This window comes from Flagellimonas sp. HMM57 (genome assembly GCF_021390175.1).
Taxonomy (GTDB): Bacteria; Bacteroidota; Bacteroidia; order Flavobacteriales; family Flavobacteriaceae; genus Flagellimonas.
In genome coordinates, this window is record NZ_CP090004.1 from 139,759 (window position 1) to 151,778 (window position 12,020).

Annotated in this window: 12 protein-coding genes and 1 pseudogene; 6 read left to right on the forward strand and 7 right to left on the reverse strand. The window is 39.2% G+C overall.

The features are described 5' to 3' along the window. Positions 1–64 precede the first annotated feature (64 nt). The 3 genes and pseudogenes from LV716_RS00660 to glgB all read right to left on the reverse strand — a co-directional run bounded on the left by LV716_RS00660 (position 65) and on the right by glgB (position 5,304). Positions 65–874, reverse strand: a complete 810-nt coding sequence (locus LV716_RS00660) for a M48 family metallopeptidase (protein WP_163419358.1) — start codon at positions 872–874, stop codon at positions 65–67. A 41-nt stretch (positions 875–915) separates the two neighbouring features. Next, entirely contained in the window at positions 916–3,315 is a 2,400-nt protein-coding gene (locus tag LV716_RS00665) for a TIM-barrel domain-containing protein (RefSeq protein WP_163419359.1), read from the reverse strand. A 94-nt stretch (positions 3,316–3,409) separates the two neighbouring features. Then, a pseudogene (gene glgB / locus LV716_RS00670) lies at positions 3,410–5,304 on the reverse strand (1,4-alpha-glucan branching protein GlgB). A 158-nt stretch (positions 5,305–5,462) separates the two neighbouring features. Between glgB and LV716_RS00675 the strand changes: the two are divergent. From LV716_RS00675 to LV716_RS00700, 6 genes are all read left to right on the forward strand, one after another. Further along, entirely contained in the window at positions 5,463–5,996 is a 534-nt protein-coding gene (locus LV716_RS00675; protein WP_163419361.1) for a hypothetical protein, read from the forward strand. Between the two features lie 149 nt (positions 5,997–6,145). Continuing rightward, on the forward strand, positions 6,146–6,646 hold the full coding sequence (gene msrB / locus LV716_RS00680) for a peptide-methionine (R)-S-oxide reductase MsrB (RefSeq protein ID WP_163419362.1): 501 nt from the start codon (positions 6,146–6,148) through the stop codon (positions 6,644–6,646). 213 nt (positions 6,647–6,859) lie between these two features. Then, positions 6,860–7,270 (forward strand): peptide-methionine (R)-S-oxide reductase MsrB, encoded by a 411-nt coding sequence (msrB, locus tag LV716_RS00685; RefSeq protein WP_163419363.1) that lies wholly within the window; start codon positions 6,860–6,862, stop codon positions 7,268–7,270. Beyond that, positions 7,267–7,803: a DUF1572 family protein gene (locus LV716_RS00690; protein WP_163419364.1), complete on the forward strand. Its 537-nt coding sequence runs from the start codon at positions 7,267–7,269 to the stop codon at positions 7,801–7,803. The genes msrB (LV716_RS00685) and LV716_RS00690 overlap by 4 nt, the downstream gene beginning before the upstream one ends. Positions 7,804–7,902: 99 nt before the next feature. Beyond that, entirely contained in the window at positions 7,903–9,294 is a 1,392-nt protein-coding gene (gene lpdA, locus LV716_RS00695; RefSeq protein ID WP_163419365.1) for a dihydrolipoyl dehydrogenase, read from the forward strand. An 8-nt stretch (positions 9,295–9,302) separates the two neighbouring features. Then, positions 9,303–9,584, forward strand: coding sequence for a DUF3817 domain-containing protein (locus tag LV716_RS00700; protein ID WP_163419366.1), 282 nt, complete (start codon positions 9,303–9,305; stop codon positions 9,582–9,584). On the opposite strand, the gene aroQ is transcribed toward LV716_RS00700, so the two are convergent. The 4 genes from aroQ to LV716_RS00720 all read right to left on the reverse strand — a co-directional run bounded on the left by aroQ (position 9,576) and on the right by LV716_RS00720 (position 11,888). Next, entirely contained in the window at positions 9,576–9,992 is a 417-nt protein-coding gene (aroQ, locus tag LV716_RS00705) for a type II 3-dehydroquinate dehydratase (RefSeq protein WP_163419367.1), read from the reverse strand. The two genes, LV716_RS00700 and aroQ, sit on opposite strands and share 9 nt — an antisense overlap. Before the next feature lie 105 nt (positions 9,993–10,097). After that, positions 10,098–10,559, reverse strand: coding sequence for a hypothetical protein (locus tag LV716_RS00710; RefSeq protein ID WP_163419368.1), 462 nt, complete (start codon positions 10,557–10,559; stop codon positions 10,098–10,100). Between the two features lie 175 nt (positions 10,560–10,734). Further along, the gene (locus tag LV716_RS00715; protein ID WP_163419369.1) at positions 10,735–11,247 is read right to left on the reverse strand and encodes a hypothetical protein; all 513 of its coding nucleotides are present in this window, start codon (positions 11,245–11,247) and stop codon (positions 10,735–10,737) included. 125 nt (positions 11,248–11,372) lie between these two features. Continuing rightward, positions 11,373–11,888 (reverse strand): outer membrane beta-barrel protein, encoded by a 516-nt coding sequence (locus LV716_RS00720; RefSeq protein ID WP_163419370.1) that lies wholly within the window; start codon positions 11,886–11,888, stop codon positions 11,373–11,375. Between the last annotated feature and the right edge of the window lie 132 nt (positions 11,889–12,020).

Below are 12,020 nucleotides of genomic sequence, written 5' to 3' on the forward strand. Positions count from 1 at the left end.
CGCTGGACAATCCCTTAATAAAAAGGTTGTTCAGCGACATTAAAGTTTGCTGCATTCAATCTGATTATTTAAATGAAGTCACTCCAAATTTGGCAGCTTCTTTTTTGGCATCAGGAGCCCATGCTGTTAAGTTACTGATTCTTGTATCATTTGAAGGGTGTGTACTCATAAACTCAGGTGGAGACTGCCCTCCAGATTTGGCTTTCATTCTTCTCCAAAGGTTAGCTGCTTCATCTGGGTTATAGCCAGCAATCGCCATAATTTGTAGCCCTATTCTATCGGCCTCTGTTTCATGACCCCTGCTAAATGGCAACATAACGCCCAAAGATGATCCAACACCATACGCTTGATTGAACATGTTTCGTTTTTCTGGGTCCTTAATTGCGACATTACCTGCAACTGCTCCAATTTGTTGCAACATTCCTGCACTCATGCGTTGTGCCCCATGGTCCGCCAAAGCATGGGCCACTTCGTGCCCCATTACGACGGCTACACCCGTTTCACCTTGACATATAGGTAAAATCCCCGTATAAAAGACAATTTTACCACCGGGCATACACCATGCATTTACGGTCTCATCTTTTACGAGGTTGTATTCCCATTGATAATCTTTAAGATATCCAGGGTGACCATTAGCATTTAACCAACGCTCTGCTGCAGATGATATACGCTGGCCAACATTGGTAATCATTTGTGCTTCTGAAGTTCCAGTTACAACATTATTTTCTGTCAAAAACTGGTCATATTGGGCAAAAGCCATAGGAAATACTTGGCTATTGGGATAAAAATTCAATGTACTTTTTCCAGTAAACGGATTTGTTTTGCAGGCAGTAACGATTAAAAAAACAACTGCTATGTGAACTATTCTTTTCATGGTATTGTATAGTGTTTAATTTAGGTAAAATACAAAAAATATTATTTTCCGATGATATGCAATTCCGTAAAATCTTTGCTTATTTCGATAATATTGTTACCATTTAATTTTATGTCTTTATTATCCACAACCTCGTTATCCAACTGTACCGTTGCTATGGTAAAGGGCAATCCGTGGAAAGTGAGTTTAAATTTTTCATACGGAGTGGTAAAATTTCCATCCTTGAACTGTTGTATGATCAATTGATTTTCTTTTCCGCGCAACCTGAACCTTCTTAAACTAAAACGTCCCTTTTTATAATCATAGCCATCTTGTTGGTCTTCATAAACCATGGAGTTTTCTATTCCTTCTTTATAATAGATATCGATTCCCAGTTCTTTAAAATCTTTTTCTCCAACATATTGTTGTACTGGGTATTTGGGAATCATGGCGCCTTCCTTGACAAATAAAGGTATCGTTTCTATTTCTGCTGCTACCCACTTTTCAGAACCCCCAGTAATTACTTCATCTGTCCAGTAATTATACCATTTACCTTGAGGGAAATACATTCTTCTACCCTGTGCATTGGGCTCCTGCACGGGACATACCAACATTTGTTCACCAAATAGAAACTCGTCCGTTCTAAAGTGGGTCTGCGTGTCTTTCTGATTATAGAAAACCAAAGATTGAAGCATTGGCAACCCATTTTTGATGTATTTGTAGAACATTGTGTACAAGTAGGGCAACAATTGATACCTAAGTTCAATATACTTTCTGACTATTTCAGTGATTTCATCACCAAATGACCAAGGTTCCTGATCGCCATGATCACCGCTCGAATGCACTCTGCAAAACGGATGGAAAATTGCCAGTTGCATCCATCGGGCAAACAGTTCTCCATTAGGCTGTTCGGCGAAACCACCAATATCGGAACCGGCAAAGGAATAACCGCTCATGCACATACGTTGCATCTGTACATTGGCAATCCAAAGATGCTCCCATGTCGCAACATTATCGCCTGTCCAGGTAGAAGCATAACGCTGCGTACCGGAATAGGCTGCACGTGTCAATACAAACGGACGTTTTGGAAAAGTAAATTTCTTGATTCCTTCGTAAGTGGCCCGCACCATCTGCATACCATAAATATTGTGCGCCTTTCTATGACTACATGGATGGCCGTCATAATCATGTCTCACATCGAGGTTTGCCGTTTTTGTAGGCACTTCCATGACCGCAGGCTCGTTCATATCGTTCCAAACGCCGTGAACGCCAATTTCAGCAATCATTTCCTTATAAAGTCCGGCCCACCATTCCCGTACTTCTGGATTTGTGTAGTCTGGGAATTTACATTCACCAGGCCATACTTTTCCTTTAAAATGCGGACCATCTGCACGGCGACAAAAAAATCCATTGTCCATTGCTTGTTGATAGACCCAATAATCCCTATCGATTTTTATTCCCGGGTCGATCATGGTAATAGTTTTGAAACCATCTTCTTCCAGTTCTTCAATCATTTTCTTTGGATTTGGAAAACGATGATTGTCCCACGTAAAGCATCGGAAACCATTCATATAATCAATATCCAAATAAATAGCGTCACAAGGAATCTGAAGTTTTCTAAATGTAGCCGCAATATCCTTCACCTTACGTTCCGGAAAATAGCTCCATTTGGATTGATGAAATCCTAATGCCCACAATGGTGGTAATTCAGGTACTCCCGTTAAATCAGTATAGGATTCGACCACTTGGCTCATCTCTGGGCCATAAAAGAAATAATAGTTCATCTCTCCCCCATCTGCCCAGAAACTGGTCACATTTCTTTTTTCATTGGCAAAATCAAAATATGTGCTGAACGAATTATCAAAGAAAACCCCATAGGCTATGTTTTCCTTTAGTCCAACATAAAACGGTATTGATTTGTACAACGGTTCTTGGTCCTTACCATAGGCATATGAATCCGTTACCCAGTTATTTACGCGTTTGCCTTTTAAATTTGTGTGCGAAGCCTTGTCACCCATGCCATAATAGCTTTCGCCAGAATGACATACTTTTCCCATTTTAACAATGTTACCCCCATAGTCATAGTTCTCTTCCCAATGAAACCCCAATTCGTCATCACTAATGATTACATCTTCCAAATCGACGATCTGCACCTTTAGGTTGGACTTGTTGATGTATATCTTAATTTTTGATGTGGTAACTACATACTCGGGAATCTCGTCTTTTACTTCAAGCTCGTTGTACCCCAAGCTAACGTCGTCGCTTATGGCATAAGAAAAATCAGGTTCAAAAACATGTTCGGTCGCGTACCTGAACCGTACCACACTATCGCGTAGTATGGTCAGCTCCAAAATTACACCGTTCTGGGTGGTAAAATAAAGCTTATCATTTTCGTGCTTAAAGTCGACTATATGGTTAGGGTGCTGGTTACCTCTTTTTTCAATCTCTGTGTTGGTAATCATCTTTCTGTGATTAGGTCTCACAAAAGAAAGGCTTTATACCGAGAAATTAAAAAGATGTTTTAAACAACTTTACTACAACGTTTGCGTAAAATAACTATCGGTAAATCACTACACTCAAGGGAGGTAACGTCATTAAAACAGATTGCTTATGACCGTTCCATTCTTTTGCTGAAGGTTTTAGCGTTTTTTTGCCTTTTCCGGAACCGCTATATTTTTTATCATCACTGTTAAACAGCAATTTTAACTGTGTTGTCTTTGGCACCCCAACCCTATAATTTTCTCTGGGCACGGGTGTGAAATTGCAAGCAACAATGAGGTCATCCTTCGAATCATGGCCTTTTCGTATGTAAGTTATGACCGTATTTTCCTGATCATTGTATTCAATCCATTGAAAACCTTCTGGACTAAATTGTTTTTCATAGAGTGCAGGGTTGTTTTTGTACAACGCATTTAAATCTTTGACGACTTCTTGAATCCCTGAATGAAAATCGTACTGCGTTAAATGCCAATCCAAGCTTTCCTGAAAATTCCATTCGGAAGATTGCCCAAATTCCCCTCCCATAAAAAGCAGGTTTCCTCCAGGGTGAGTAAACATGTATCCAAAAAGCAATCTTAAATTAGCAAAACGTTGCCATTCGTCACCGGGCATTCTGTACAGCAGTGATTGTTTACCGTAAACTACTTCATCATGTGAAAATGGAAGCATAAAATTTTCAGTAAACGCATAAGTCATACTGAAGGTCATCATATTTAAGTCGTACGAACGATGAATCGGTTCCTTTTTAAAAAATTCCAACGTATCGTGCATCCAACCCATCATCCATTTCATACCAAAGCCAAGTCCGCCATAATGTACGGGCTTGGAAACTCCCGTGAAGGCCGTAGATTCTTCCGCAATCGTCTGTACCCCTTTAAAGCTAGCATACACCTCTTGATTCATTTCCCTAAGAAAGGACATGGCCTCTAAATTTTCATTATTGCCATACATGTTGGGTTCCCACTCACCATCTTCCCTCGAATAGTCCAAATACAACATTGAAGCCACGGCATCAACACGAAGTCCATCTACATGATATTGATCTAGCCAAAAAATTGCATTGCTAATCAAAAATGCCCTAACCTCGTTTCTTCCATAATTGAAAATCAAACTTTTCCAATCAGGATGGTAGCCTCTTCTTCTGTCCGGGTGTTCATATAAGTGAGAGCCATCAAAAAAACCAAGACCGTGGGCATCTTCGGGGAAATGGGACGGTACCCAATCCAAGATTACCCCTATTCCTTTTTGGTGGAATTTATCCACAAGGAGTTTAAAATCTTCAGGCTTTCCAAATCTAGACGTTGGTGCAAAGTATCCCGTTAATTGATAGCCCCAAGAAGGGTCGTAGGGGTATTCCATTATGGGCATAAACTCTACATGGGTAAAGCCCATTTTTGCAACATAATCAACAAGTTCATCTGCTAATTCGATATAGGAGAGCGATTCCCAGCCATTTTTCTTTTTCCAGGATCCCAAGTGTACTTCATAAACGGAATAAGGCTTATCCAACGCATTATGGGATTCTCTGGACTCCATCCATTTTTTGTCTTTCCAGTCATATGGCCCATCCCAAACTACAGATGCTGTATTGGGGGGATTTCGCAGTATCTGCCAAAAGGGTCTGCTTTTTCGGTCCAGATATCATTATTGTGCGATTGAATCTTATACTTATATTTTGTGCCTTTATCAACTCCTGGCACAAAACCTTCCCAGATACCACTTTCATCCCAACGCACATTGAGCTGATGCTCTCCTTCTTGCCAAAAATTAAAGTCACCAATAACAGCTACCGATTTAGCCGAAGGAGCCCAAACCGCAAAATAAGTACCCTTTATTCCATCAACTTCTGTTAAGTGGGCCCCTAATTTTTCATAAAGCCTAAAATGCTTTCCTCCCTTAAAAAGATTGATATCAAATTCAGTAAAAAGACTATGGGCAACTACCTTGGACATACATGCTGATTTAACGTGTACAAGATACTACATCTTTGACCAAGAATTCGATTTTAAACACTTGGTTTAAAATAAAACTAACGTTACACAAAAATGGAATGCTTTTTGATTTTAACAAAAAAACAAATACAATGAAGACAAATCAAAAATCAAAAATTATGAATAAATTTAATGTACTAATTGGAGCACTGCTTATTTTATTTACCGTGTCATGTGAAGGCCCCGAAGGTCCTCCGGGATTTGACGGAAGGGACGGAGAAGATGGACTTGATGCTCCCTTGACCGAAGTATTTGAAGAAACTGCGAATTTCAGCTATAATGCAGAAGGAAATATTTGGAGAAGCAATCAGTTGTCCTATCAAATCTTAGGCAATAATGATGTCGTTTTTTTGGTTTATATTTCACTGGAAAACGGATTCTATACTCCCCTGCCCGCAAGCGTTTTTGATGAATTTGGAGAATTTCAATATATCTTCGACCACACATTTGATACTGTAGAATTGCAAATTATAGGTGATAACGACCTTAGTACATTAGAGGCTGCAGATACCCAGAACATTCCAGTACGGGTTGTGATAATACCCGCCGATATAATTGCGACCATGACAGCAGAACAATTGTCCAACATTAATGCGATGATGAATTTAAAAGACGTCAATATACAAGACATTCAAGCTATAATTAGGGAATAAATAAGTCTATCCAACAGGCCTTACCATAGGATTGGTTGTCTCTCTAAAATCTTAAGTTAAGAAAATCCTTTTCGAAAGAAAGGGATTTTTTTATTTATATTAGTTTGAAAGGTTTTACCTAAAATTACGTCTATTTATAAAAAGATTACATGGGAAAAAAATTGCTATTACTAGTACTCATAAGTATAGCTGGGTGCAAGGGCATATCACAAGAAGAGAAAAAGGAAACTACAGGGAAAGAAAAAGAAGTTGCTTATGCCGTAACCAAAACGGATGCAGAATGGAAAGCCGAGCTGACCGATATGGAATACTACGTACTTAGAAAAGCGGCAACCGAAAATGCATTCACCAGTGATTTACTGGACAACAAAGAAAAAGGAACTTATGTTTGTGCGGCCTGCCAAACCCCATTGTTTCGAAGCGAGAACAAGTTTAAATCCGGAACGGGGTGGCCAAGTTTTGACCAAGAGATAGAAGGGAACGTAGCATATGACGTAGACTATAAAATTGGTTATGCACGTACCGAGGAACACTGTGCAACTTGTGGTGGGCATCTAGGTCACGTTTTTAATGATGGCCCAAGCGACACGACCGGGAAAAGACATTGTATCAATGGCGTGGCATTAGATTTTATTCCAGATGTGAAGTAGGGTTCGTTGTTCGTTGTTCGTTGTTCGTTGTTCGTTGTTCGTTGTTCGTTGTTCGTTGTTCGTTGTTCGTTGTTCGTTGTTCGTTGTTCGTTAAAAATGTACTTTTATAACAACATGCCGCGAATTTTCAACTTAAAAACTTAGAGCTTATATTTTTGAGGGCTAGGAGTCAGGAAAATTGCAAAATCCATCTGCCATCAACCAAAAAAAGATATGGAAAACAAATACGATATTCAGAAAACGGAAGCTGAATGGAAAGAAGAGCTCTCTCCCGAAGAGTTTTATGTACTAAGGCAAAAAGGTACTGAGAGACCATTCACAGGCGCTTACAATCTCCATTTTGAAAATGGCGATTATCGTTGTAAAGCTTGCAATGCTAAACTTTTTGAAAGCGATCATAAATTCGAAAGTGGTTGTGGATGGCCTTCTTTTGATAAAGCTGTCGAAGGTGCAATCGAATACATTAGGGATACCAGCCATGGCATGCTGAGGACCGAAACCGTCTGTGCAAACTGTGGAAGCCATTTAGGCCACGTATTTAATGACGGTCCTAAAGAAACTACAGGGCAGCGTTACTGTATTAACTCGGTAAGTATTGGTTTTGATGCCAAGGAACAGGAATGACGTTTGAAGAAAACTATTTAAAAAATGTTCTCTTTGAGTTTCATCGATACAAGACATTGGGAGACAAAACCTTTGCACAACTTTCCAATGATGAAATCCATTGGGTACACGGCCCTAACGACAATTCCATTACTATTATCGTAAAACATATGGTTGGCAATATGTTGAGTCGCTGGACCAATTTCTTGACCGAGGATGGCGAAAAAACTTGGCGAAATCGAGATACGGAATTTGTCGAAGCCTACGATTCAAAAAAAACAATGATCATTGCTTGGGAAAAAGGGTGGAATTGCCTTTTTGAAGCAATCGCCGGTATCGATGCATCTAATTTCAACACAAAGATTAAAATCCGCAATGAAGAACATACTGTTGTTGAGGCCATCAATCGGCAGTTGGTACATTATTCCTATCATGTGGGCCAGCTTGTTTTTGTTGGAAGGATGATTAAAGGTTCGGAATGGATTTCACTTTCAATCCCCAAAGGAAGCTCTGGGGGTTTCAATAAAAAAATGTTTGGACAAGACATTTCTTAAATCAAGGCCGAAGATAATTCAATGGATTTAACACTTGGTTTTTGGTGTCTTAATTGCGTACTTTTGCACTTCATTTTTAATAATTAAAATCAAAAACGAATGAGCAATTTCGATGTAATTGTTTTGGGTAGTGGTCCTGGTGGATATGTAACTGCAATACGAGCTTCTCAGCTTGGATTCAAAACAGCTATTGTAGAAAAAGAAAGTTTAGGTGGCGTATGTCTTAATTGGGGCTGTATCCCTACTAAAGCACTATTGAAATCCGCTCAGGTTTTTGAATACTTGAAGCATGCCAAAGATTATGGCCTAAATGCCGAAAACGTAGAGCACGATTTTGATGCCGTTGTTAAAAGAAGTCGTGGTGTAGCCGATGGCATGAGCAAAGGTGTTCAGTTTTTGATGAAGAAAAATAAGATTGAAGTTTTAAACGGCTTTGGAAAAATACAACCGGGCAAAAAAGTAGTGGTCAAAGGCGAGCATGGTGACCCTGCCGAATATTCCGCCGACCATATTATCATTGCTACCGGAGCACGAAGCCGAGAATTGCCAAGCCTGCCACAGGACGGAAAAAAGGTAATAGGCTATCGTGAGGCCATGACCTTGGAAAAACAACCGAAGAAAATGATCGTTGTTGGTAGTGGTGCCATCGGAATCGAATTTGCTTATTTCTACAATTCGATGGGTACGGAAGTTACGGTTGTAGAATATTTGCCCAATATCGTTCCTGTTGAAGACGAAGATATCTCCAAGCAGTTAGAACGCAGTTTCAAAAAAACAGGCGTTAAAATAAAAACCTCGGCAGAGGTCACAAAAGTAGACACTTCTGGAGAAGGCGTAAAAGCTACCGTAAAAACTTCGAAGGGCGAAGAAGTACTGGAAGCTGACATTGTGTTATCTGCAGTAGGTATAAAAACCAATATCGAGAACATTGGATTGGAAGATGTAGGGATAGCGGTGGACAGAGACAAAATATTGGTCAACGATTACTACCAGACCAACATTCCGGGGTATTATGCCATTGGAGATGTTACCCAAGGCCAAGCTTTGGCGCATGTTGCATCTGCAGAAGGCATTCTTTGTGTGGAAAAAATCGCAGGAATGCACGTAGAAGCGTTAGATTATGGAAACATTCCTGGATGTACTTATTGTATGCCAGAGGTTGCTTCCGTAGGACTTACAGAAAAACAGGCAAAAGAACAAGGGTACGATATTAAAGTTGGGAAATTTCCATTTTCCGCAAGTGGAAAAGCCAAAGCTTCTGGAACTTCTGATGGATTTGTCAAGGTCATTTTTGATGCCAAATATGGAGAATGGTTAGGCTGCCATATGATCGGTGCCGGTGTAACCGATATGATTGCAGAAGCTGTTGTTGCCAGAAAATTGGAAACTACTGGACATGAAGTTTTAAAGGCAGTACATCCACATCCTACCATGAGCGAAGCCGTTATGGAAGCTGTTGCAGATGCATATGACGAGGTAATCCACCTATAGTTTAGACCATGCTCAAAGCTTTTAGGATTACAGCAATTTTAGAAGGAATCTCTTTCCTGCTCTTGTTTGGTTTGACCATGCCGCTAAAGTATTGGGCGGGAATGTCAGAACCCAATAAGGTGGTCGGTTATGCACATGGATTCCTTTTTATTGCCTACGTTGTTATCGCATTGGTTTTTTGTTGGGAACGAAAATGGGGAATCAGAAAATTCTCTATTTTGTTTGTGGCATCGTTATTACCTTTCGGCACATTTTATGCCGATAAAAAATACCTTAAAGATCTAGGTTAAAAAACTCTGTATAGCAAGGTCATAACTCTGAAGGCCAAAACCTAAAACCACTCCTTTTGCTCCTGAAGATATGTAGGAAACATGTCTAAACTCCTCTCGCTTAAAGGTATTGGATATATGTACTTCCACAACTGGAGCTTCTATGGCCTTGACCGCATCCCCAATGCCAACAGAAGTATGGGTATAAGAAGCGGCATTTAAGATGATACCATCATAAGAAAAACCTACCTCTTGAAGCTTATCAATCAACTCTCCCTCAATGTTGGATTGAAAATGTTCCAATTCAACCGCTTCAAACTTAGCTTGAAGTTTAGAAAAATACTCCTTGAACGTAGTGCTTCCATAAACTTCAGGTTCGCGTTTTCCCAGCAAGTTTAAATTAGGACCGTTGATGATAATTAATTTCATGCGGATAAATATAGGGGCATATTTTAATTCAAAAAAATGAGGTCGCTCAAAAATTAATTTTTAAGCGACCTCTTAACTATATTGTGTAAAATTGACTTTAAGACTTTAATTAAATGCAAACTGTATTCCAAAGCCAAATGCACCGCCTTCGTTTTCGCCAGCATCACTCAAAGCGATGGCAGGTCTCCAATCAAAATTAAATACCAAGGGTACACCGTCTATTTTAAAATCCAATCCCGCATGGGGACGCAATGAGAATATATTGTCAAAATCATCTACGAGAATTATGCTCGGCCCTATACCTGCATACCATCTTAAACCTGGTGCACCTGCAAATTGCTTGTGATATGAATATAAAAAAGTAAAAATGGTTAAGTTATCCTCAAAACCCAAGTCGGCTTGACCTACATGATTACTGGAGAAAAAGTATTTGGCACTGGGACCAACAAAAGTTGCATTGTCGTATAAATCGATACCAAGTCCTACGGCACCTTTATAACTGGTCTGCGCTTTTGCGTTCAACGAAAATAAAAGGGTTAAGGCAAAGACAAAAAATAATTTTTTCATGTTTCTAGATTTAAAGATTTAAGGTTCAAACGGTAAAAATACAAAATGAGTATAGTATTATGGCTATAACTTCAATCATATGTTAAAATTGAGATATATCAACATGTAAAAGTTTATAGTTTGTTTAATGAAGCAATACTGTGATTTTTATGCGCTATGAGTGTGATATATCGTATCAGAAAAGAAATAAAACACCAAGAGTAGCAATCGCAAAAGTTCCATTGTTGTCTACGGCGGTGTACGACACATTAAGTTCTGTGTTGCCCGTAATATTATAGCCTACCAAAGGCCTGTAATAAAATCCACCCTCATTGCCTTCATTAATACCAACAGCGTAACCTACATCCGCACCTAACTTAAAGCTATACGTAGGATAAATTCTAAATGATGCCGCCAAAGGAATAAACTGAAAGTCCTCAAACCCCGTACCTTCAGGAATAGGGCCAAAAGAATCGGTTTTGGTATCACCGAAAGCATTCATAAAGCCTGTGGCCAAACCTACGTCTAACAACTCTGAAACTCCCCAATGGTATGCAACATCCAATCCAACGCTAAAACTTGAAACATTCGATGCATCCCCAACAGGTACTCCCGCACTTATACCAGCTTTAAAACTGCTTCTATCTTGAGCGCTGATATTTGACAGTATTATAAAAATAAAAACATAAAATAGATATACTTTTTTCATGGTCGCTTAGTTTTGGAGAATTAAAACGCAAACTACGCCCAGATAGTATCCATATTCGTTGAACTACAATTGGTTTTAAACAAAAAAGCGAGGGTTTGACCCTCGCTTTTTATTCAATTTATCTTTTACCAAAACTTATAGCCAGCCCCAATGGTCAAATAATTGAACCTTACTTTTATGTCGTCGTTTCCAGTAAAGGAATTGTTCAATTGAAGAGAATATCTCGCCTGTAAAAAAAACAGGTCCGTAATATCCAAGCCCAGACCACCCGCCAAATCAAACTCAACGCCTGTAAAATTGTCTGGTATATCTTCTAGGGTGAAAGCTACTTGAGGCCCTGCTTGTATATATAAAATATCCGTCATGTAAAATTTAGCCATAAAGGGCACCACAATTGCCTGTACATCTTCAACGGCAGAGTATAACAGCTCGGGCTGAATTGCAAAATTATTGTTGACATTAAAATTTGCGAAAGCACCAACATAAATCCCAGATTCAGCATCCGATATGGTAATATTACCTTCCTTAACTGTTTGTCCAACATTTACAAAACCACCAGTTAGTCCAAAATTGATGTCTTGAGCCACTCCGGTTAAAGCTGTTCCTGTTAAAGCAAAAATCAATACTATTTTTTTCAACATTTTTTAAGATTTTAGTTACTTAAGCGAAAGTAGCAATGTCAAGAAGTTTTGGCTGTCCCATTTGACCAATGGCAGCTTTCAATTGATGGATTCCATATTGTACCTAAAATTTTAGTGAAAAAATTAACGGCT

Bases quoted from the DNA above. Each gene is read 5' to 3' on its own strand.
- LV716_RS00660 (WP_163419358.1), bottom strand. From the start codon at position 874: ATGAAAAGAATAGTTCACATAGCAGTTGTTTTTTTAATCGTTACTGCC.
- LV716_RS00665 (WP_163419359.1), bottom strand. From the start codon at position 3,315: ATGATTACCAACACAGAGATTGAAAAAAGAGGTAACCAGCACCCTAAC.
- LV716_RS00675 (WP_163419361.1), top strand. From the start codon at position 5,463: ATGAATAAATTTAATGTACTAATTGGAGCACTGCTTATTTTATTTACC.
- msrB (WP_163419362.1), top strand. From the start codon at position 6,146: ATGGGAAAAAAATTGCTATTACTAGTACTCATAAGTATAGCTGGGTGC.
- msrB (WP_163419363.1), top strand. From the start codon at position 6,860: ATGGAAAACAAATACGATATTCAGAAAACGGAAGCTGAATGGAAAGAA.
- LV716_RS00690 (WP_163419364.1), top strand. From the start codon at position 7,267: ATGACGTTTGAAGAAAACTATTTAAAAAATGTTCTCTTTGAGTTTCAT.
- lpdA (WP_163419365.1), top strand. From the start codon at position 7,903: ATGAGCAATTTCGATGTAATTGTTTTGGGTAGTGGTCCTGGTGGATAT.
- LV716_RS00700 (WP_163419366.1), top strand. From the start codon at position 9,303: ATGCTCAAAGCTTTTAGGATTACAGCAATTTTAGAAGGAATCTCTTTC.
- aroQ (WP_163419367.1), bottom strand. From the start codon at position 9,992: ATGAAATTAATTATCATCAACGGTCCTAATTTAAACTTGCTGGGAAAA.
- LV716_RS00710 (WP_163419368.1), bottom strand. From the start codon at position 10,559: ATGAAAAAATTATTTTTTGTCTTTGCCTTAACCCTTTTATTTTCGTTG.
- LV716_RS00715 (WP_163419369.1), bottom strand. From the start codon at position 11,247: ATGAAAAAAGTATATCTATTTTATGTTTTTATTTTTATAATACTGTCA.
- LV716_RS00720 (WP_163419370.1), bottom strand. From the start codon at position 11,888: ATGTTGAAAAAAATAGTATTGATTTTTGCTTTAACAGGAACAGCTTTA.